This is a genomic window from Thermodesulfobacteriota bacterium (genome assembly GCA_040753795.1).
GTDB lineage: Bacteria > Desulfobacterota > Desulfobacteria > Desulfobacterales > Desulfosudaceae > JBFMDX01.
Genome location: JBFMDX010000010.1, coordinates 21,193 through 43,193 on the forward strand (window position 1 = coordinate 21,193; position 22,001 = coordinate 43,193).

Consider the following 22,001-nt stretch of genomic DNA (forward strand, 5'->3'; position numbering starts at 1 on the left):
TCATTATCGGTACAGAACCAGTTTGATTCCCGTCTTCAGCTTTCCCGCGATGTCCTCCCAGCCGGTCAGATGGGAGAGGTATCGTTTCATCCGCCGGGGATGAAAGTAGTATTTCAGGTAAAATGTCTTGATCAGCCCGCTGATTTCCTTTTCCGGGATATGTGTGGTCCAGAGGCTGATTCGGGCGCGGCCGGCCGGATTTTCCACGAATCGCCGGAACCATTGGCTGTCGTAACCGGGGTCGCCGGAGGCTTCCTCGAAAATCTGCGTGCCCGGAAAAGGGATGAGGGGATTGCAGAAGACAAAATCCGCGTCCAGCCGGAAGACAAACGCAAAGGTTCGCCGGATATCTTCGGCGGTCTCCCAGGGGAATCCGACGATAAAGTTGCCGACGGTGACAATGCCTTTTTGCCGGCACAGAGAGAAAGCCCGCCGGGTCTGCTCCGGGCTGATGTTCTTGTTGATGCGGTCCAGGGTATACTGGCTGGCAGATTCGATTCCGAACTGGATCCGTTCACATCCGGCCGCGGCCATCCGGTCGATGAGCTCCGGGTCGACGCAGTCCACCCGGGTCTGGCATGACCAGGGCAGGCGCAGTCCGCTGGCAATTATTTCCTGACAGAGGGCCAGGGCATGTTCGCGGGAACAGGTGAACACATCATCGCAGAACTGGACGGATCGATACCCCAGTTTCTGGCACTCCGCCATTTCTTCGATCGTCAGGCCGGTGTCCCGGGGGAGAAAATACCGCTCCCGGTTATTACAGAAACTGCACTGATACGGACATCCTCTGCTGGCCACCATCAGGGCGCAGGGGTTGTGCCGGTTGACGTAGAAGTTGTGCTGGCGGATATCCAGCGCCGTGCGGTCGGGAAACGGCAGGGCATCCAGGGCGTCCCGGTCGATGGGGTCGGGGGGGTGGGTGATGACCTTGCCCCCGGACAGTCTGGCGGTCCCCGGGATCCCGTCCAGGTCACGGCGGTGAGCGACCCGGTTGGCGATTTCCAGAAACGGTTTTTCCCCCTGGCCCTGGACGATGATGTCGAATCGGCCCCGGCTGATGGTCTCTTCCGGATAGGTCCACATGTGGGGGCCGCCGCCCGCGATCACCGTTGCCGGCCGTCGGGATCTGATGGTTTCGGTGATCAGGCAGGTTCCGTACCAGAAGGGCGATAATACCGAAATGCCGGCGATGTCAGGCTGGAATTCGTTCAGGTGCGCGATAAAATCATGAAGCGAAGGCGGTTTCGGCTTCTGGAAGTTGAAAACATCGACCCGCACCCGGGAATGTTTTTCCAGAAAGCTTTTAAGGTAGAGCAGACCCAGGGGCGGCGCGAAATCGTGCATGCGGAAGGCGATCCGGTCATTGATGCTGGGAAAGACCATGCGGCCCGTATGGGGGGGGTTAATTAACAGAACACGGATTTTTTCGAGGCTCATATGTCGGCTCTTGTCCCGGGTTTGGCCTGAAGATGAAGATGGATGGTCCGCTGCTGGCGGCTGAAGCGGGTCTGGAACCCGGTTTCAGCGGGGCAGCCCCGGCAGGCGTCCGGCCGACCATTGCCGGAACGCATGTTCCCGCGAAACCGGTTGTAGTCGTTGTTTTTCCAGACCGCCTTCAATCCACCGGGGTCGGTGGTGCGGCCCATGCGGGCCATGTTCAGGCGGAAGAAACAGCAGGGGTATATGTCGCCGTTCCAGTTGACCACGGATATCAGCCACGGCCACAGGCACTTTCGCCCTTTTGCCCGGCGTGGAGGTTCCCTCCTCTGGCCGTCGGAATCGGCGGCGATGCCCGGCGGGCAGGCCCGCCATCGCACTTCCCTGAGCTCAAACCAGTCGCAGCCCTCTTTCTTGGCCATGGCGGTCATGGCTTTCGTTTCATGGCGGTTGTGGTCCATGACCAGGAAACGGAAAATAATCAGCGGTGTTTTTTTCTTCAGTGTTTTTCTGGCCTGCCTGACATGCCGTACGCCGCTGAGGACCTGATCCAGCCGCCCGCCGCGGTGATAGTGTGCATACGTTTCCTGAGTGGCTCCGGAAAGAGACACCACCATAACGGAGAGCCCCGACGCCACCAGCGCTTCGGCTTCCGCCGGGGTCCTGACAAAATGGCCGTTGGTACTGATGATCGAGGCGATGGCGTTTGCCGTCAGCAGGCGGATCATGTCCACGGCCGCGGTATGAAGCAGCGGCTCACCGGAGTTATAGAGTACCGCCAGGGCGGTATACCGGGCGACCTCGTCGATCAGCGAGGCGAAGGTTTCATAAGGCATCATCCCCTGATGGCCGTTGTTCCATCCCATTCCGGTGAGGCAGCCCGGGCAGCGGAGGTTGCACATGTCGGTGATGTCCACCTGGATTACTGGCGGCGGCAGCGGCGGCGGCCGGTTGAACAGGCTGGCCAGCAGATTGACGGGAACGCCCGCCAGCCGGCGGATGTCGATCTGCCTGAACAGCAGGAGGCGGCCGAGGACGTTAACCGTCTGGCCGTGTCTGTTGAAGAACTCTCTGACGGGTTGAAGCATGAAGCCGTTTTCTTATGTTAATCCGTTCGACAACCTTGCAAAACCTTCCGATTCGATTATGATGAAGTTGTAATATAAACGTTTCCGGATAACAACAGGCAACTGGGGGGTCTATTAAAAACGAATCGAGACAGGGCGGGTCTTCCCGCATTTCAGTCCGGGCACTGATCACGCTGGCCCGTCCGGGTCATTACATCAAGAACGGTTTCGTGCTGGTACCCCTGTTTTTCGCTCACCGGTTGACCCACGGCCCGTCCCTGGCCGCGGCCCTGACCGGATTTGCCGGGTTCTGCCTGGCGGCCAGCGCCGTCTATGTTTTTAATGATATAATGGACCGGGTCGGAGATGCCGCCCATCCGGTCAAACGACGCCGGCCGATTGCCGCGGGAAGGATCCGTGTTCCGCAGGCGCTGGTGTTCGGCCTGCTCCTCTCCGCCATGACCGGAGGGGTCTGCCTGCTGATTTCCCGGGCCGTGTATTGCCAGGTGATCCTGCTGTATATGCTGCTGAACCTGCTCTATTCCGTCAGGCTGCAGAAGATGGCGGGTATCGGCGCCGCCTGCGTGGCCGCCGGTTTTGTGCTGCGCGTTTATGGCGGGGCTGCGGTTATTGACGTGCCCGTTTCCGGCTGGCTGGCGGGATTGACCTTTCTGCTGGCCCTGTTCCTGGCTTTCTCCAAGCGGCGATGCGAGCTCATGGCCTCGGAAGAGGCGAACACGGATGGAAGTAAAAATCCGGGGCGTGCCGGCCTGTTGTTCCTTGCGGCCGCCTGCCTGGCCGGTTATGTGGCGTATACGCTTTCTCCGGCGGTTATCCGGGAGCACGCCGCGCCGCGTCTCTATCTGACATCCCTCTGGGTAGCCCTGGGGCTTTTCCGTTATCTCCGTATCGGAACGGATCCCGGGGGAAATTGTTCTCCTGTCTCCGTTCTCTTCAGGGACCGGCCGTTGCAGATTTATGTCCTGCTATGGATCGGCACGCTCTGGTGGATAATTTACGGGGCCGGTACTTGAGTCCGCGTCATGAGTATACTCCCGCCGTCTTACCGGATTCCTTGTGACGTTTTTGGGAAAAAGCGGGTACGGGTAATATTTTCCCGGCCGGGTAAAAAATATACACCCTTTATTTTCACAACGATTTGGTATCACTACATATAAAATTTGGCATGGATTTTGATAAAGCCAAGGCGCGACATCGTTCATCATCAACCACCGCTTACCTGATGGCGGTGTGTCATGAAAGAACAGACAAAAGCGTTGACGGTAGTCCCTCCGCGTCTTCCGCTGGCAGAAGATGACAGGAGGGTGAGGGGGAGGTGAGGGCCATTCGTCACCGATCCGGAGGGCTTGACAAGGGCTCTTCCGGTACTTATTGTTTAGGCCGGATTTTTTCTAACGGGTTGATTTGGATGAATAAAGACTGTGTGGACCACAAGGAGGAGCCGTGAGTGTAGAAGCGTTGAAACACCGGGTTGAGGAAGCCCATGCGATTGTCAGCAGCATCCGCCGGGAGATCGCCCGGGTGGTGGTGGGCCAGAACGAGATGGTGGACGGTCTGCTCATCGGCCTGTTCACCAAGGGGCATATTCTCATCGAAGGCGTGCCGGGGCTGGCCAAGACCAGCGCCGTCAAGGCCCTGGCGGGAACCGTGGACGCCTCCTTCAAGCGGATCCAGTTCACGCCTGATCTGCTGCCGGCGGACCTGATCGGCACCGAAGTCTACCTGCCCAAGACCGGCGAGTTCACCATCAAGAAGGGGCCGGTCTTCAATAATATTATCCTGGCTGACGAGATCAACCGGGCGCCGTCCAAGGTTCAGTCCGCTCTGCTGGAAGCCATGCAGGAGCGGCAGGTGACCATCGGCGACAAGACTTTCAAGCTGGCCGACCCTTTTCTGGTCCTGGCCACCCAGAACCCCATCGAACAGGAAGGCACCTACCCCCTGCCGGAAGCCCAGGTCGACCGGTTCATGCTCAAGGTGACGGTGGGCTATTCCAGCCGGGACGAAGAAAAAGAGATCATGCGCCGGGTGGGTTTTGAACCCGAGGCCGCCGTCAGCCGGGTGATCACGCCGGATCAGTTAAACGGCATCGTGCAGCTGGTCAAGGATATCTACATGGAGGAGAAGCTGCGGGACTACATCGTCGATCTGGTTTTTGCCACCCGCAAGCCGGCGGATTACAAGCTCGACATGGCTCCCTACATCCGCTACGGCGCCTCCCCCCGGGCCACCATTTATCTCAGCCTGGCGGCCAGGGCCTACGCCTTTCTCCAGGGGCGGGCCTATGTCACGCCCCAGGACATCAAGTCCGTCGCCCCTGAGATCCTGCGGCACCGCATCATTCTGACTTACGAGGCCGAGGCCGAGGACATGACCACCGACGACATCATCGGCCGGATTTTCGACGGCGTGGAAGTCCCCTGATTCTCTTCCTTCCGGTTGGAGATGCTGCCCATGTTTTCGCCTGAAGTCATCAAGAAGATCAAGCGGATCCATATTAAGAGCGGTCGCGTGGTGGATGCCGTCATGGCCGGCAATTACCGGTCGGTCTTTCGCGGGGTCGGCATGGAGTTCGAGGAGGTCCGGGAATACGCCGTCGGTGACGAGGTCAAGAGCATTGACTGGAACGTGTCGGCCCGTCTGGGACGGCCTTACATCAAGGTTTACCGTGAAGAGCGGGAACTGGTCCTGATGCTGCTCATCGACGTCAGCGGCTCCATGTCCTTCGGCACCACCGGCGTCCGCAAGCAGGACGCGGCCGCCGAAGCGGCCGCCATTCTGGCATTCAACGCCATCAGGAACAACGACCGGGTCGGCGCCATCCTTTTTACCGACCGGGTGGAAAAGTATGTTCCCCCCAAGAAGGGATCGGCCCATATCTGGCGACTGATCCGGGAGATCTTTACCCATCACCCCGAACATGAGGGAACGGACATCCAGGCGGCCCTGACCTACCTGGGGCATGTCTGCCACCGAAAGACCACCGCCTTTCTGATATCGGACTTTTTCGCGGCCGACAGCCGCAAGGGGCTGCGGACGGTTTCGCGTCGGCATGAACTGATCGGGCTCCATGTCAGCGATACGGGGGATTATGAGGTGCCGGCCGCGGGGATTATTCATATGCGGGACCTGGAAACCGGCCGGCGGCTGTTGTTTGACGCCTCGTCGTTCGCCGGCCGCCGGGCCCTGGCCGGTATAAAAGAGAAGAAGCGGCAGGCGGTCCTGGAGATGCTCAAAAAAAGCGATATCGACTGCGTGTCGATTTCGGCTGACGCGGCTTCCGTGCGGGAGACCCATGTGGCCGACACCCTGGCCGCCTATTTTCGCATGCGGGAGAGGAAACTCAGGTAAATGGCTTCGGTAAAAACCCAATATCTGCGTTGCGCCGTATCCCCTTTGGAGAAGTTGATCATGAAAGGCCACAGGGCCGGGAAAGGTTTTTTCGCTCGGATTTCTTGCGGCGACGTCCTTCATCAGACACGATCAATTATTTTGACAACGATTATAGCACTGGGGGCATTGATAGCGGTACCGGCGGCGTCGGCGGGATCGGCAACGGTTTCACCCGGGGTAACGGCCCCGGCCGGTCCGGCTGCGGCCCAGGTGCCCCTCCGGCCGGGGGCGCCGGCGAATCCGGGCCAGAGCGGTCAGCCCCAGGCGGCCGGTCCCACGGATATTCATGACATCCGTCAGCCGGTTCAGGTGGGCGTCAACCCCATGATCTATTACGGGATCTTTGCCGGGGTCGCGGCCCTGGCCGCCGGGGTCCTGATCTGGATCCTGGTCCGACGCCGGATGAAGAAAAAGAGCGGCGGCGTCACCGAGGTGACGGCCGCGGTTTATCGAACTCCCGAGGAGGAGGCCCTGGAGAACCTGACGGCGCTGGAAAACGGAATGTCCGGGGAGCCGGCCCTGTTTTATTTCGGCCTGTCGGCGGCTTTCCGCCGGTATCTGCAGCGGCGGTTTAATATCGACGCCCCGGAAATGACCACCGAGGAGCTGCTGCCCCGCCTGTCGGCTCTTGACGTTGAAAAGGAAATCCAGGCCGGTTTAAAGTCGTTTATCAAATTCGGGGACCAGGTCAAGTTCGCCCGGGCCCTGCCGGACCGGTCGGACATGACGGCCCACCTGGTCCTGGTGCGGGACCTGGTCAACCGGTTTGTCCCGTCTGAACCGCCCGCGGCCGGACAGGCGGAGGTGAAATGATGTTCCGTCTGGCTGATCCCTGGCTGGCCCTGCTGCTGATCATCATTCCGGCGGCTTTTTACTGGAGAAAGCATCGCTGTCCGCGGCCGACCCTGGCCGTTTCGGAAACCGACTCCGCCGGCGCCATCGCGCCCTCATTCCGGATCCGGACGCGATGGGTCGTGCCGGCGCTTTCGGCAACGGCTTTTGCTCTGCTGGTCCTGGGCCTCTGCCGTCCCCAGTGGGGAGAAAAGAAGATTGAGACCATCACCGAGGGAATCAATATCGTACTGGCGGTGGACCTGTCCGGGAGCATGGCGGCCATTGACTTCAAACTCAAGAAAGAGATGGTTAACCGGCTGGAGGCGGTCAAGAGCGTCGTGTCCGAGTTCATTGCCGGACGGGACGGCGACCGCATCGGCCTGGTAGTGTTCGGCACCAACGCTTATACCCAGGTGCCGCTGACCCGGGATTATAATACCCTGACCTTTATCCTGGACCGGCTTAAAATCGGGGCCGCCGGCGATACCACAGCCATCGGCGACGCCATCGGTATTTCTTTAAAACGACTGAAGGACGTGGAAAGCAAATCCAACGTCATCATCCTATTGACCGACGGCGTCAGCAACGCGGGAGAAATCACTCCGGCGGACGCGGCCGGCATTGCCGCCGAACGGGGGGTGAAAATCTATACCATCGGTGCCGGTTCGGCCGGCAAGGCGCCGTTTCTGGTTAATCATCCCCTGCTCGGCCAGCAGTATGTCTATCAGCAGGTGGACATGGACGAGGAAGCGTTGAAGGCCATTGCCGATAAAACCGGCGGACTGTATTTCAAGGCGGAAAACACCGAGGCGCTCAAGCGTATCTATGAGACCATCGACGCCATGGAAAAGACCGAAGCCAAAGCGAACGTCTATGCCGTGTATAATGATCTTTATCCCTGGCCGGTGCTGCTGGCCTTGCTGCTGCTGCTGGCGCGGATTGCGCTGGAAAATACCGTTTATCTGGAGGCACCGTGAATTTCGCGCATCCTTATTTACTGCTGTCCCTCTGGGCGGCGGTGCCGCTGCTGCTGATCGTTTTCTGGGGGGGAGCCCGACGCAAAAAAATCCTGGCCGGATTCGCCGCCGCCAACGGGCTGGTCCGGATCGCGGCGGACGCCTCCCCGGCCCGGCGGACCGCAGCGGGGCTGCTGCTGATCCTGGCCTCGGCCTCGGCCCTGGTCGCCCTGTCCGGACCGCGGTATGGGTTTCGCTGGGAAAAGATCGAACAGAGGGGCGTGGATATCATGGTCGCCCTGGACTGTTCCCGGAGCATGCTGGCCGAAGACATCAAGCCGACCCGGCTGACCCGGGCCAAGTATGAGATCATCGACCTGCTGCGGATGCTGACCGGCGACCGGGTCGGGCTGGTCGCTTTCGCCGGCAGCGCATTTTTGCAGTGCCCGCTGACCATGGACTACAGCGCCTTTCATCTGTTTCTGGACACCCTGTCGCCGGATATGCTGCCGGTGGGCGGCACCGCCATCGGTGATGCCGTGCAGACGGCCATTTCCGGATTCCATGAAAAGGACGCTTCCGACAAGGCCATTATCATTATCACCGACGGCGAGTCGACGGCCGGTGCCGATCCCCTGGAAGCGGCCCGGCAGGCGGCGGAAAAGAAGATCAGGATCTTCTGCATCGGCGTCGGCGGAAACGAGGGCGCGCCCGTTCCCGAGGCCGCCGGCGGATTTAAAAAAGACCGGGAAGGGAAAATCGTTCTGACCCGGCTGGACGAGGAAACCCTCAAGCAGATGGCGGCCGCCACCGGCGGTATTTATGTCCGCTCCGAGGCGGGCGACATGGACCTGGAGAATATTTATCAGGACCGGATCCGGGGAACCATGGAACAGACCACGCTGGAGAGCGGCCGGAAGAAGATCTGGGAAGACCGGTTCCAGTGGTTCCTGGCGCTGGCTTTGCTCCTTTTGGCGGTGGAGATGTTCCTTCCCCGGGGCCGGAAGGCCGGTCCGGCTGTTCTGCTGGTGATGCTGCTGGCCGTCTCGGGCGCCTCCGAGGTCCGGGCGGGCAATGTCTATGATGACGTGCGCCAGGGAAGAGAAGCCTATGACGGCGGTCAGTATGATCAGGCCCTCAAGCATTTCATTGACGCGCAACTGGCCGATCCGGACAATGCCGAGCTGTATTACAATATCGGCAGTGCCTATTACAAGGCGGGCAAACAGGATGAAGCCGTCGCCCATTATAAAAAGGCCCTGGAGCTGATCAGGAATAATGAGCCGTTCCGGGAGAATGTGTGGTATAACCTGGGCAACGCCCATTACCGCCGGGGAGATTTCACCAGCGCCATTGACGCCTACCAGCAGGCATTGAAAATCAATGCCGGCGACAGGGAGGCCGAGGAAAACCTGGCTCTGGCCAGGAAAGCCGAGGAAGAGAAAAATAAACAGCAGAACCAGGACCAGCAGAAGCAATCGTCTGATCAGGACAAACAGAAGACGGACCAGGAGCAACAGCAGCACCAGTCCGGTCAGGATCAGAACCAGGCGTCCGATCAGAATAAGTCGTCTGGTGAAAATCAGCCGCAGTCTTCGGAGCAAAACCGGCAGCAACAGGCAGGACAGCAGCCGGAGGATGAGGGCCAGCGGTCGGATAACGGTGGTGATGACCAGTTGACGGACGGACAGAACATTCAGCAGGAGAGTCAGCCGGATCAGCAAAGCGGAGGCAGCCAGGCCGCCGGAGGCGGCGACCAGGAGCCGGAGCAGGAACAGGCAGCGGGGAAGGCCATGGCCGGCCGGCAGCCGGGCGCCGATCCGGGCGATAACCGACTGAACCGGCTTCAGGATAGGCCCGGGGCTATTATGCTGCCGGAATACCGGAAAAAGGAGGTGGAACAGGACTGGTGAAACGACTGGTTTTTCTCGCATCATTCCTTGTTCTGACGGCACTGTCGGCCGCGGCGGCACACACCGCCAATGTCAGCGCCTCGGTCGACCGGACACGGATTACCGACGGGGAGACGCTGACCCTGACCGTTACCATCGAGGGCGGCAAAGGGGAGGTAAATGTCGGCGGGATCCGGGACTTTGAAGTGGCTTCCCGGGGCACCTCGTCCTCCTACAACATGATCAATGGCAATGTGTCCAGCCAGACGGCATATATTTTTACCCTGGTTCCCTTGAAGAAAGGGCACCTGGTGATTCCTCCCCTGCCCGTAGAAACCGGCGGCAAGACGGTATACACCGAAATGATTCCCGTGGAAGTGGGCGACAGTCCCCGGGCCGGCGGCGGAGCGGATACGGAAACGGCGGATGCGTTCACGCAGTTGTCGGTATCCGGCGACTCTCCTTTCGTGGGCGAGCAGATCACCTGTCGGTTTTCCCTGTATAACGCTGTCCCCATCGCCAACGCCGCCGTGAGCAAGGCACCAGATTTCCCCGGGTTTTCGGCGGAAAAACTGACCGATAACCGGTCCTATTCAAAAATCGTCAACGGCCGCCGCTTTGACGTCACCGAACTCGTCTACGTGCTGACGCCCGAACAGGCCGGCGTCCATGTCATCGGTCCGGCAACGATTTCCTGCGATCTGGTTGTCCGGACCGCCCCCCGGAGCCGGTCGCGGTTCGACTCTTTTTTCAACGATCCCTTCTTCGGCGGCGGCCAATCGCTTCAACCCCGTCGCCTGACCGCCGATCCCGTGACGGTGAATGTCCGGCCGCTTCCGGAATACAAAGGCGCTGAACCTTTTTCCGGTCTGGTCGGGGAATTTTCCATTGCCGCCGAAATCGGCCAGACCGAACTTGCCGAGGGCGACTCCTGCAATATCGCGGTGGTCATCAGCGGCCGGGGCAATATCAAATCGGCGGCGGCGCCGCGGTTTGATTTTCCGGCCGCTTTCAAGGTGTATGAAGACACGCCGACCGAAGATGTCACGGTCGGGGAAACCGGCGTCTCCGGGAAAAAGCGGTTCCCGGCGGCACTGGTGGCCGTCTCTCCCGGGAAATACACCGTGGGGCCATTTTCACTGACCTATTTTGATGTCAAACGGAACGCCTATGCGACCATTTCCACGGCGCCAATTGACATTACTGTCAAGCCGGGCGGGAAACGCCAGCCGGACGCCGTCGCCGGGGATAACTCATCCGATGGTGAAAAGATGTCCCCGCCGGTCCGCAAGCAGGCCGTGGAATTCACGGGCCATGATATTTTCCCCGTCAAACCGGATCTGTCGGCCCTGGAACACGCCCGGCCGGTTCCGCTGACCCTGTTCCTGCTGATGACGGGCGGGCCGTTTGTCCTTTACGGCCTGGCCGCGGCGGTCATGTCCCGGGTCCGCCGGAAGACGGGCGACGCCACCCTGATGTCCCGCAGGTCCCGGGCGGCTTTGAAAGAAGCCAGGCGCGACCGGCTGACCGCTGAAGCGCGCCTGGACCTGCTTTTCAAAGCCGTGGTTTACGCGGTTTACGCCAGGGCGGGCCGGAAAGGGGAATCCCTCACCTACCGGGAAGCCCGGCAGTTGCTGACGGACAACGGCTGTGATGAGACAATTGCCGAAAAGTCCTCCCGGCTGCTGGAGGAGATCGAACAGGCGCGCTACGGCGGCCGGGCGGTTGACCAGGATTTCATGACAAGAACGCTGGCCTCGGCCGGAACCCTGATCCGGAGGATTGTGCCATGAGCATTCGTTTCAGGCTTTTTATTTTTCCGGTTTTATTTTTTCTCCTGGCGATGATGCCGCCGGCGGCCCCGGCCCAGGATCAGGCCCGGGTGTTCCTGGATGCGGCCCGGGCCTATGACCAGGGTGACTACGTCGCTGCCAGGCAGGGGTTTCTGTTCCTGGCCCGGGAAGGCGTGGTCAACGGGAAACTTTACTACAATATCGCCAACGCCTGCTTGAAATCCGGGGATATCGGACAGGCGATCCTGTGGTATGAAAAGGCGCAGCGGCTGATCCCCGGTGATCCGGATCTGAAGTTCAACCTGGAGTACGCGCGTTCCCGGGTCAGGGACAAGGCACCGGAGGGCGTCTTTCTGCCGGAGATGCTCTTCTTCTGGCGGTACTGGCTGAATCACCGGCTGGTTGTGTTTCTGGCAGCGGCTTTCAGCTTTATCCTCTGCCTGCTCCTGTTTTTTCGAAGACACCTGATGCTGAATCCGCCCGGTTTCCTGCTTTACGGCGCGGCGGCGCTTTTCGTCTTTTTCAGTCTGACCGCCGCCGGAAATTATTTTTTTGAACACCGCCTTCCCCAGGGGGTTGTCCTGGCTGAATCATCTTCCGTCCGCTCCGGTTTTTCGGACCTGTCCACCGAACTGTTCGTGCTGCACGCCGGCAGCCGCGTGACCGTTGAGAAAAAAGAGAAAGATTCCTATCGCATTCGTTTCGGAAGTGATAAAATCGGCTGGGTAAGCCGAAACGAGATAGGAATCATTTGAGGCCACCTCTAAAAATTGCCTTTTGTCTCGATTTCGGTGTTGCGCTCAGATTTTAATCCTCGAAATACTCCCATGTATTCCTGCGGTTAAAATTTTCGCGCGCCTTGAACTCGAACCCCAATTCTAATTTTTAGAGATGGCCTTGATCTATTCAGGCAAGCCGAACATAGCCCGGATGGCCGGCTGGTTGCTGTTGCTGCTGCTGGCCATCATGTACCTGGCCTGGCCGGGTGATCATCACTGGGGAGACCTGGATCAGTCCCTGTATGTCAACCTGGCCCTTCAGGCCAACCAGGAGGGAAGGCTTTCGACCTGCTGGCGCCAGGGCAATGCCGGTATTCGTTATCATCCCTTTCCCATCTGGGTTTATCAGTGTTTTCTGGCACTGACCCACGATCTGGTTCTGATCAGTTTTGTCAAGGCCCTGCTCACCCTGATCGCCTGCCTGGGCGGGTTGTATTATCTGTCCCGGGTACTGTCTTATCCCCGCTGGGTTTTACTCCTTTTCTGCTTTTTCCCTCACTGCTACCTGTATGGTTCCGAGTTTACCGACGACTCCTGGCTGGTTCCGGTTTCTTTACTGGCAGTAGCTTGTTATGCCCGATTTTCTGAAAAACTGTCAACGGCCGCGCTGGCCGTGACGATTTTTCTGATGACCCTTTTGTTTTACCTTCATCCCCGGGGAGCACTGCTGTTTTTCCCGGTCATTTTCACCATGGCCCTGTTCGACCGCCAGCGACTGAAAAACAAACCGGCCTTTGTTTTACTGATCGTGGCGGCTATGCTTCTGATCATCTTCCCCTATCTGACACCGGTGAAAGATACCGTGCCAGGTGATGTCGCCGGCCTTGCCGTCCCATTTTCCGGCAGAGCGGCTCGATTTCTGTCCGCCGCCCTGACCGGCGGTCTGTTTTTCAGCTACGATTTTTTTCAGTTGCTGATCCCTCATCATTTCACCGGCAAAGTGCTGACCCCCGTTATGAAGGTCATAATCGGGTTAACCATGCTCAGCTACCTGCTTATGATCAGCGGTATCGGTATTACCGTTGTCAGCCTGATTCGAAAGCGCCGCAGCAAGATTCCGCCGGACCTGGAGGATCGGCTGGGCGGTCTGTCACTATTTTCCGTGGTCGTGTTTTCAATGGTCATGGCTTTTTTCGACCTGTTTCATGCTGTTGAATACTATTCAGCGGTTTGGTTCTGTTTCTTTTTTTTCATATGGCGGGCGATCAAAATTTTTCAGGAAAGGAGATACCTGAAAATCCTGCCGATACTGTATGGGCTTTCCATGGCCTTCTGCTGGATCTGTTTCTGGTTGATGGTTCACCTGGAAGGTGTTGGTTTGACGTTGGATAATGCCATGGCGGCAGCCCGTCAGATCAGTCAATATTCTCCGGAGAGCCGGGTGGTGCAGAAGGTCAGCCTTGAAAACGGAAACATGGTTGACATCATGAACGCCAACCTGGAAAGCGCTTTCGGGAATGTCTGGTATTATAGAGAAAGCGTTAATCTACTCAACAAAAATGAAATTCTTCAAAAATGTCTGAAGGGTAGTTATATTTATCTCGCCCTGGTCCCCATGTTGAATATCTATTACGCCGGACAGGATCTGAAGAGGCTGCCGGTCAGGACAGTCCGGTTGAGTTATCGCGATGCCGGGGGCAAGAACCATTTGACGGTGACGGTGGAACCGGAAGATGCTGCCCCGTAGCGCTGGGGGCAGGGCCGGATTCAGAGAGAGGCATGCAGTGAAGACGGGCATAAGGATTGACCGCATGGACCGGGCCCATATCGTGCGTAAAGACTGGAAATTTTTTGTGTGTGTGATAGCGGCGCTGTCCGTGTCCCTCGTCTGGCCGGGTGATTCGTTCTGGGCGGGTAATGAACAGGCGGAAATACTGGATCTGGCTTTACAGGCCAACAGCGCTCACCGGCTGGCTTCTTATCAGCGCGGCGGCAGTACGGCTGCCATCCCTCATCCCCTGACGATCTGGGTGTATCAGTTGTTTTTGCTGGTTACCCATGATGTCGTTAAAATTATCGCCGTCAAACAACTGATGGTGCTTTGCGCCAGTCTGGCGGGATTATGGTATCTTTCCAGAATTTTGCAGTTTTATAACTATCCGATATTAATCATTTTCCCATCGTTATGTTTTTACGCTTTAAGCAGGCAGATAGAAGACAGCAGCTTTCTGGTGGTCCTGTCCATGATGTTGTTTGTGTGTTACGCCTGGTTTTATCATCATAAGGGATACGTTTCCTTATCGTTTCTGGCGGTTTGTATCGTTGCTCTGGTCCATAACAGTCACCGGGGAATGATCGCCGCGATTCCTTTTGTTTTATGCTTTTCCGTTTTCGAATATGGCTGGGTGAGGCAACACCGTCTGGGCGTACTGGTGATCACCCTGGGGGCGCTGGCGGTTTGCTCGCCTTATCTGATGAAAATAGCGCAGCAGTTCTATACAAGAGGTTTCCCCGGAGACTATCCTTTTCCGGAAAGATCCGTCTCTCTGGCCTGGCTGTTTACAGCAGTGTCCGGTGGAATCTGGTACAGCTACGATTTGTTTCAGTTGATTCCGGATGAGTATTTTGACCGGCATGAAAATTTTTCCATCATGATCAGCGTGCTGTCGGTTATAACAATGGCGGCGCACCTCTACCTTGTTCTCGGGCTGGGGCAGACCATATCAAGTCTGGTAAGACGGTTCAGACAAGGCAAGCCGCTTTCTCTGGAAGACCGTTTCGGCGTCATCGCTCTGTTTACCCTCATTTTTTATATGATGCTGCTTTACGTGTTTCGACTTTTTAACCACTGGATCTATCATTCCGGGTTGTGGTTTTGCAGCTTTTATTTTATATGGAGAGCGGTGTCGACTTTCCACCGGGAAAAAATGTTGAAATATGTTTTTCCCGCTTATCTGGTATCCATGATGGTATTGTGGCTGGGCACCCTGGTCTATATTCACATGAACAATGACCGGTTGTTTACCATTCAAAAAGCCACCGATCTTGCCGCGAAAATAGCCGCCTATTCTCCGGAAAGCGATATTATCCAACTGGTCAACGCGGCGGAAGAGGCGGAAAGACTGGCTGATCTGGTGATTGCCAATTCAGATCGGGCGTTTCTTGGATTCTATTACCGGGCGGCTGGTTTGTCCCTGAAGTCAGCCAGCCGGGCGCTGCAATCGCTTCATGTCAACCCGCTGTATAATGCCCTGAAACCACTGGTCTATATCCAGAGACAGGGGAACAATGATTTTCTGCCTCCGAGAACGTTGATAATCAAGAAGGATGACGGGCCGGGAAAAAAAGGTGTGGTCCTGATTGAAGACCCCGCGCAGGTCCGGGTCGAGTTGAACCGGCTTCGTTAATTTTTAAAAAAATTATTTTTGACTTGTAAGTGATGATTGATGTGTTATAATCCAAAACCTTACTTGGAGCCGGTTGTTTTAGAGATGAGCCTGTTAACGATTTAATGGACAAAATAAGTTGAGATTAAAAAGGAGGGATACCTGATGAAAACACTGGTTGGTGGCGCGATCGCGTCGGTAGTTGGTCTTATTCTGCTGGCCGTCTGGTTTGATGCTTTCTTGCAGATTCTGGCGGGAACGCTTCCGCTGGTACTTCTGCTGGTCGGCTGCCTGGCGCTTTATCTGGGATTTGACGAGCTCAAGGATACCTGGAAGAACGAGGGGGCGAACGCCGCTTCTGAAGATAAAGAGTTGAAGTAGCGGAAGATCGACCGGTCGATAACACGAGTTTAAAAGCCCGCGCTTGGGTAAAGCGCGGGCTTTTTGTTTGGGAATTTCTACCCGGAATGTTCTTCTATGGCGGCCACGGCCAGACGGTCGGCCGTTTCGTTCTCAGGAATGCCGGCGTGGCCTTTGACCTTGATCAGTTTCAAGTCCCTGAATCCGGCCATGGTCTTTTGGATGGATTGAATCAGTTCATTGTTTTTCTTGGGTTTCCACCCCAGCGTCAGCACGCCGTGGGCATAGGCGCTGTCCGTAAATATCCTTACGGGCAGTTTTTTGTTTTTGATTTCCAGAAGCGCCGCCTGGATGGCCGTGAGCTCGGCGATGTTGTTGGTGGCCTGGCCGATGAACCGGGAGATGCATTTCTCCTTGTCCTTATAACGGAGCAGGACACCGATGCCGGAAGGCCCGGGATTGCCGGATGAGGCGCCGTCGGTAAACGCCAGGACGGCATTGTCCGGCAGGTTTGCCGTGATGTCTCCGCTGGCTTCCGCCCCGTCGCTTCTCTTGTCCCGGCTTTTCTTGTCCCCTGTTTTTTTCTGCCCAGCGGACCGGCCGATTTGTTCCACGGGAGCCACGCTGCTTTTGTGGACCCAGTATTCGTAATCCTGGTTCACCTGGTACTTGATGAGTACCTTGCCGTCTTTTTCCAGTGGCCGCTGCTCTTCATCAAGGGCCATCCAGACCTTGTTGCCTTTAAAGGCCATTCGTTTCCAGCCCGGTTTGTCGTCGCTCACGGTTTCATGCGCCTTTATTTATAAAGAAAATATTCTCTGCTGACAGCGGAGAATCGATCCAGGTCTTCGGTCCAGGATGCTTCCAGGCTTTCGATGGGCTCCTGTTGTTCCAGGCGACGACGGATCTCCGGGTTTCCCAGGATCAGGTCGATGGCCGGTTTCTCGTATTCATATTCATAGGGCTCCTTGCTCCAGGCGAACCGGTCCGGGTACAGTCGCAGGACCGCCCGCAACAGGGCCAGGGAAGCCGAGTAGGGCCGGAACCGGCCCGGTTCGGTTGGGTGGATCTGGAATCCCCGGCAGGGCTGTCCCGCCCACTTGTTCGAGGTAGGCTCGAACAGCACCGGGCGGAGAACGGCGCCGGCAAGCCCTTCCGGGCCGATGACCGCCGTTATTTCCCTGGGGTCAATAAAGGGCGCCCCGAAAAGCTCAAAGGGGCGGGTGGTGCCGCGGCCTTCCGACACGTTCGTGCCTTCCCAGATGACCTGTCCGGGATAGACCACGGCGGATACGGGCGTGGGCAGGTTCGGGGACGGCGCCACCCAGGGCAGGCCGGTCTGTTCAAAGAACATGTCCCGCCGCCAGTTTTCCATGGGGACCACCGTCAGGTCACAGCCGATTTCAAAGTGGTCATTGAACAGCCGGGCCACTTCGCCGACAGTCAGGCCGTGCCGCATGGGAATGGGGAACCGGCCGACAAAGGAGGCGTATTCCGGGATCAGCAGGTTGCCTTCCACGATGTTCCCGCCGACCGGGTTGGGACGGTCCAGCACCACCACCTGCTTGCCGTGGCGCCTGGCCTCTTCCAGGCAGTAGGCCATGGTGTAGATAAAGGTATAAACGCGGGTGCCCACGTCCTGGAGATCGATGATCAGGGTGTCGATGGGCGCCATCATCTCCGGGGTGGGGATGCGGGTTTGGCCGTAAAGGCTGAATACGGGGACGCCCAGTTCCGGATCGACGAAATTGTCAGAGGCTTTCATGTTGTCCTGCTTGTCGGCAAAAAAACCGTGCTGGGGGGCATACAGGGCAACGACGCGTCCGGGAAACGCCTGGCTGATCCGGTCCCGGGCATGGACAAACCGGCTGTCCACGGAGGCCGGGTTAGCCAGGATGCCAAGGCGTTCTCCCGGAAGATAACGGGAAGGATTTTCGCACAATACCTCTAAACCGGTTCGGGTCCGCATGGGTTCTGCTCCGGGGAAATATATTTAGTTTCCATCCATAAATGGCCTTTTTCCGCAATCTCTGCGTCAAACGACGGGGCTTTTTGTGCGGCGTACTTTAAGTACGCCTCCGCAAAACCCCTTGTTTTCCTTGACCTTGCGGAAAAATTCACCTTTCTGGATTGGAAACTGCTGCTTTGCTCATGTTATAAAAAGGATGGGCACTATTTACAAAAAGAAACGAGCATATTATAACCGGTTCATCAAAATCCAGGCCCGGTGAAAATTGAAAAGATGCTATCATAATTGATGAATTTGTAAAAAGTGAATTTTGAAGACGACCCGCTTTTTGTGTTGCCGTCTTGGAGAAACAAGCGATGAAGTTACAACCGCCCGAATACGTCCTGGCCGTCAAACCTTACGCTCCCGGCAAGCCGATCGAGGAACTGGAAAGAGAATACGGTTTGACCGGCTCCATCAAGCTGGCCTCCAATGAAAATCCCCTGGGGCCGTCCCCGCTGGCCCTGGAGGCCATCAGCCAGGCGCTTTCCCGGCTGCACCGCTACCCGGACGGCAGCGGTTATTACCTGGTCCGGAAGCTTTCCGAAAAATTCGGGGTCCGGCCGGAAAATATCATCCTGGGCAGCGGGTCCGACGACATCATCGGCATGCTGACCCGGGCCCTGCTCTATCCCGGGGACGAGGTCATCATGAGCCGGCCGTCCTTTTCCATGTATGAGATCATGACGCGCGTTTCCAATGCCCGGCCGGTCTTTGTGCCCCTGCGCTCACTGGCCGTCGATCTGGATGATATCGCCGGCGCGGTCACATCGAAAACACGGATGATATTTCTGACCAACCCCCACAATCCCGCGGGCACGATTTTCCCCGCGGACCGGTTCGGGGATTTTCTGAAAAACATCCCGGAAACGGTGACGGTCGTTCTGGATGAAGCCTACGTGGAGTTCGCCCGGGACCCCGCCTGCGCCGACAGCCTCGACTTTCTGGATGACGGACGTCCCCTGGCGGCCCTGCGGACCTTTTCAAAGATTTACGGATTGGCCGGCCTGCGGGTGGGCTACGGCTTCATGCCGCCGGAAATGGTGTCCCTGCTGAACCGGGTCCGGCAGCCCTTTAACGTCGGGTCCCTGGCCCAGGTGGCGGCCGTGGCCGCCCTGGATGATGATGCTTTCCTCCAAAAGACCCGGCAGGTCGTACATGATGGACTGGATTTTTTATTCCGGGAACTGAAACGGATGGGCGTCACCTGCTTCCCCACCCAGTCCAACTTTTTCCTGCTGGATGTGGAGCGGAACGCGGATGAGGTGTTTACAGCGCTTTTACGGGAAGGGGTGATTGTCCGTTCCATGACGTCATACGGGTATCCGACATACCTGCGGGTCAACGCCGGCCTGCCGGAAGAAAACGTCCGTTTCATCGAGGCCCTGGAGAAGGTGTTATCATGAGAGATATGGTGATTACGATCGACGGCCCGGCCGGGGCCGGTAAAACCACCGTCAGCCGCCAGCTGGCCGGGCGGCTGGGTTATCGCTACGTGGATACCGGCGCCCTGTACCGGGGCATCGCCCTGGCGGCCAGGGAAAAAGGGGTTGACGCCGGCGATGATGCCGGGCTGGCCGCCCTGTGTTCCGGCCTGACCCTGGAGTTGGTCGTCGGCCCGGACGGCTCCCGCCTGCTATCCGGCGGGGTCGATATCTCCGGCCGGATCCGGACACCGGAGATCAGCATGATGGCTTCGGCGGTTTCCGCCCGGCCCGTGGTCAGGGAGTTCCTGCTGGGGCTCCAGCGGAAGATGGGCCAGGATAAGCGGGCCGTGTTCGAGGGCCGGGATACGGGCACCGTGGTTTTCCCCGGGGCCGACGTCAAGTTTTTTTTGAGCGCCGCCGTTGAGGCCAGAGCCCTGAGACGGTTCAAGGAACTTCCGCCGGGCGCCGGCCTGACCCTGGAACAGGTGGCCGATGACATCCGGCTCCGGGACCACAATGACCAGACCCGCAGCCACGCCCCGCTGAAACCCGCCGAAGACGCCATCATGGTCGACTCCACGAATCGTACTCCGGACCAGGTCGTCGATTTCATGATGGAGCATATCCGGGGACGCAGTAAGACGTAAGGGTTTTAAGTTTTAAAGTGTTAAGTGTTAAGTGTTGTATGCCCTAAAACCTTAAAACGTGTCCATTCCCGTCCCGGCTGATCGCGAAACCCGGCATGAATCGAGAAAGAGAATATCCCGGTATGCATATTATTTTTTTGTTTGCTTTTTGAATGGCGTGTTGATAGGTTGCCAAGGTTGTTTAAGCTGTCATGGTACAGCCAAATAAAATAAGGTAAGGGGGTTTAAAGTTACATGGTAAACAAATTAACAAACAACAAAGACATGATGGAAGATGACGACGATCTGGATCTGCAGGAAGCCGGGCAGGGCGAATCGTCCGGCGAGAGCATGGAAGCCCTGATGGGGATGTATGAAGACAGCATCAAGCAGTTCGCCGAAGGCGAAGTGGTCACGGGAACCATCGTCTCCGTGGACAAGGACTACGTGCTGGTGGATATCGGCTACAAATCCGAAGGCCAGATCAAAACCAACGAATTCCGGGGCGAAGAAGGCAAGGCCAAGCTCAACGTCGGCGATCCTGTCGACGTGATGATCGAGTACTGGGACGAAGAAAGCGAAACCCTGGTCCTGTCCAAGGAAAAGGCCGTCAAGGTCAAAGTCTGGGAAACGATCAAGGACACCTACGACAAAGACGGTATCATCAAGGGCGTTATCGTCAGCCGGGTCAAGGGCGGTTTTTCCGTGGACGTCGGACTTCAGGCCTTTCTGCCGGGTTCCCAGGCCGATCTGCGGCCCATCCGGAATTTCGACGAGATGGTCGGCCAGACCTATGACTTCAAGGTGCTCAAATATAACCGGCGCCGCAATAATATCGTGCTGTCCCGGCGCGTGCTGCTGGAACAGGATCTGAAAGCCAAGCGCGCCGAGGTCCTGGAGAATATCGCCGAAGGCCAGGTGCTGGACGGCATCGTAAAGAACATCACCGAATACGGCGTGTTCGTTGACCTCGGCGGCGTGGACGGTCTGCTCCACATCACCGATATTTCCTGGGGCCGGGTCCGTCATCCGGCGGAGATGTTCAAGGTCGGCGACAATATCAAACTGAAGGTGCTTTCTTTTGACCTGGACAAGAAAAAGATTTCTCTGGGCATGAAACAGTTGTCGCCGGATCCCTGGACCTTTGTCAGCGAAAAATATCCGGTCGGCAAGAGAGTGTCCGGAAAAGTGGTCAGCATCACCAACTACGGCATTTTCATCGAGCTGGAAGAGGGCGTGGAAGGCCTGATTCATGTATCCGAAATTTCCTGGACCCGGAAGGTCCGCCATCCTTCCCGGGTGGTGAATGTCGGTGAGGAAGTGGAGGCGGTCGTCCTGGACGTTCAGCCGGACAACCGGCGCATCTCCCTGGGCATGAAGCAGATTGAACCGAATCCCTGGGAAGTCGTCAGCGAAAAGTATCCGGTGGGAACGGTCATCGAAGGCCGGATCAAGAATATCACCGACTTCGGTCTGTTCATCGGCATCGACGATGACATCGACGGGCTGGTTCATATCTCGGACATCTCCTGGACCAAACGCATCAAGCACCCCTCCGAGATCTATAAGAAGGGCGATGTCGTCCAGGCCGTGGTTCTGGAGATCGACAAGGAAAACGAACGGTTTTCCATGGGCATCAAACAGCTCGAGGCCGACCCCTGGGAAAGCGTCAGGGAACGGTATCCCATCGGGACCAAGGTTTCCGGCCTGGTCACCAACGTGACCGATTTCGGGATTTTCGTGGAACTGGAAGAGGGGATCGAAGGACTGGTCCATGTGTCGGAGATCAGCACCGAACGGATCAAGACACCGGTCGGGCAGTACGAGGTGGGTGCGGAACTGACGGCCCGCGTCATGAACGTGAACGTGGATGAGCGGAAGATCGGCCTGTCCATTAAACGGCTTGAAATAGATGATGAAAAGAGCCTTCTCAAGGATTATGTCGATAATTCCAAGCCGGCCCGTTCCGCTTTCGGGGAACTGCTGCGGGAGAACCTCCAGGAAGGATTGAGCGATATCGGCAAGAAAGGCAATAAGGACAAGGACGCGGCTGAAGACCCGGGAGCAAAATAACGGCAT

At 57.4% G+C, this 22,001-nt stretch carries 18 protein-coding genes; 14 read left to right on the plus strand and 4 right to left on the minus strand.

Features of this window, described 5'->3' with window-relative positions:
• Window positions 1-3 precede the first annotated feature (3 nt).
• Window positions 4-1,440, minus strand: a complete 1,437-nt coding sequence (locus tag AB1724_12505) for a radical SAM protein (protein MEW6078629.1) — start codon at window positions 1,438-1,440, stop codon at window positions 4-6.
• The gene (locus tag AB1724_12510; GenBank protein ID MEW6078630.1) at window positions 1,437-2,528 is read right to left on the minus strand and encodes a radical SAM protein; all 1,092 of its coding nucleotides are present in this window, start codon (window positions 2,526-2,528) and stop codon (window positions 1,437-1,439) included. The genes AB1724_12505 and AB1724_12510 overlap by 4 nt, the downstream gene beginning before the upstream one ends.
• 209 nt (window positions 2,529-2,737) lie before the next feature.
• On the opposite strand from AB1724_12510, the gene AB1724_12515 reads away from it, so the two are divergent.
• The 11 genes from AB1724_12515 to AB1724_12565 all read left to right on the plus strand — a co-directional run bounded on the left by AB1724_12515 (window position 2,738) and on the right by AB1724_12565 (window position 15,882).
• Window positions 2,738-3,541: a UbiA prenyltransferase family protein gene (locus AB1724_12515; protein ID MEW6078631.1), complete on the plus strand. Its 804-nt coding sequence runs from the start codon at window positions 2,738-2,740 to the stop codon at window positions 3,539-3,541.
• A 430-nt stretch (window positions 3,542-3,971) separates the two neighbouring features.
• On the plus strand, window positions 3,972-4,952 hold the full coding sequence (locus AB1724_12520; GenBank protein ID MEW6078632.1) for a MoxR family ATPase: 981 nt from the start codon (window positions 3,972-3,974) through the stop codon (window positions 4,950-4,952).
• A gap of 30 nt (window positions 4,953-4,982) precedes the next feature.
• On the plus strand, window positions 4,983-5,879 hold the full coding sequence (locus AB1724_12525) for a DUF58 domain-containing protein (protein ID MEW6078633.1): 897 nt from the start codon (window positions 4,983-4,985) through the stop codon (window positions 5,877-5,879).
• Between the two features lie 141 nt (window positions 5,880-6,020).
• Window positions 6,021-6,734 (plus strand): hypothetical protein, encoded by a 714-nt coding sequence (locus tag AB1724_12530; protein MEW6078634.1) that lies wholly within the window; start codon window positions 6,021-6,023, stop codon window positions 6,732-6,734.
• Window positions 6,731-7,732, plus strand: coding sequence for a VWA domain-containing protein (locus tag AB1724_12535; protein MEW6078635.1), 1,002 nt, complete (start codon window positions 6,731-6,733; stop codon window positions 7,730-7,732). Before AB1724_12530 ends, AB1724_12535 begins: the two co-directional genes overlap by 4 nt.
• Window positions 7,729-9,624 (plus strand): tetratricopeptide repeat protein, encoded by a 1,896-nt coding sequence (locus tag AB1724_12540; protein ID MEW6078636.1) that lies wholly within the window; start codon window positions 7,729-7,731, stop codon window positions 9,622-9,624. The genes AB1724_12535 and AB1724_12540 overlap by 4 nt, the downstream gene beginning before the upstream one ends.
• Window positions 9,621-11,396, plus strand: coding sequence for a BatD family protein (locus AB1724_12545; protein ID MEW6078637.1), 1,776 nt, complete (start codon window positions 9,621-9,623; stop codon window positions 11,394-11,396). The genes AB1724_12540 and AB1724_12545 overlap by 4 nt, the downstream gene beginning before the upstream one ends.
• Entirely contained in the window at window positions 11,393-12,151 is a 759-nt protein-coding gene (locus tag AB1724_12550; GenBank protein ID MEW6078638.1) for a hypothetical protein, read from the plus strand. Before AB1724_12545 ends, AB1724_12550 begins: the two co-directional genes overlap by 4 nt.
• A gap of 142 nt (window positions 12,152-12,293) precedes the next feature.
• A complete protein-coding gene (locus AB1724_12555) occupies window positions 12,294-13,862 on the plus strand; it encodes a glycosyltransferase family 39 protein (GenBank protein ID MEW6078639.1) in 1,569 nt (522 codons plus the stop codon).
• Between the two features lie 37 nt (window positions 13,863-13,899).
• Complete coding sequence (locus AB1724_12560; protein ID MEW6078640.1) at window positions 13,900-15,522, plus strand: hypothetical protein; 1,623 nt, start codon at window positions 13,900-13,902, stop codon at window positions 15,520-15,522.
• A gap of 144 nt (window positions 15,523-15,666) precedes the next feature.
• Complete coding sequence (locus AB1724_12565; GenBank protein MEW6078641.1) at window positions 15,667-15,882, plus strand: hypothetical protein; 216 nt, start codon at window positions 15,667-15,669, stop codon at window positions 15,880-15,882.
• A 77-nt stretch (window positions 15,883-15,959) separates the two neighbouring features.
• Here AB1724_12565 and AB1724_12570 read toward each other — a convergent pair whose 3' ends face one another.
• A complete protein-coding gene (locus tag AB1724_12570; protein MEW6078642.1) occupies window positions 15,960-16,643 on the minus strand; it encodes a ribonuclease H in 684 nt (227 codons plus the stop codon).
• Window positions 16,644-16,657: 14 nt separating this feature from the next.
• On the minus strand, window positions 16,658-17,830 hold the full coding sequence (locus AB1724_12575; protein ID MEW6078643.1) for a DUF1343 domain-containing protein: 1,173 nt from the start codon (window positions 17,828-17,830) through the stop codon (window positions 16,658-16,660).
• Between the two features lie 356 nt (window positions 17,831-18,186).
• On the opposite strand from AB1724_12575, the gene hisC reads away from it, so the two are divergent.
• The 3 genes from hisC to AB1724_12590 all read left to right on the plus strand — a co-directional run bounded on the left by hisC (window position 18,187) and on the right by AB1724_12590 (window position 21,995).
• Window positions 18,187-19,275, plus strand: a complete 1,089-nt coding sequence (gene hisC, locus AB1724_12580) for a histidinol-phosphate transaminase (protein MEW6078644.1) — start codon at window positions 18,187-18,189, stop codon at window positions 19,273-19,275.
• Entirely contained in the window at window positions 19,272-19,943 is a 672-nt protein-coding gene (cmk, locus tag AB1724_12585; protein ID MEW6078645.1) for a (d)CMP kinase, read from the plus strand. Before hisC ends, cmk begins: the two co-directional genes overlap by 4 nt.
• Before the next feature lie 264 nt (window positions 19,944-20,207).
• Window positions 20,208-21,995 carry a 30S ribosomal protein S1 gene (locus tag AB1724_12590; GenBank protein MEW6078646.1) on the plus strand — a complete coding sequence of 596 codons (1,788 nt, stop codon included), beginning with the start codon at window positions 20,208-20,210 and terminating at the stop codon, window positions 21,993-21,995.
• The last annotated feature ends 6 nt before the right edge of the window (window positions 21,996-22,001 follow it).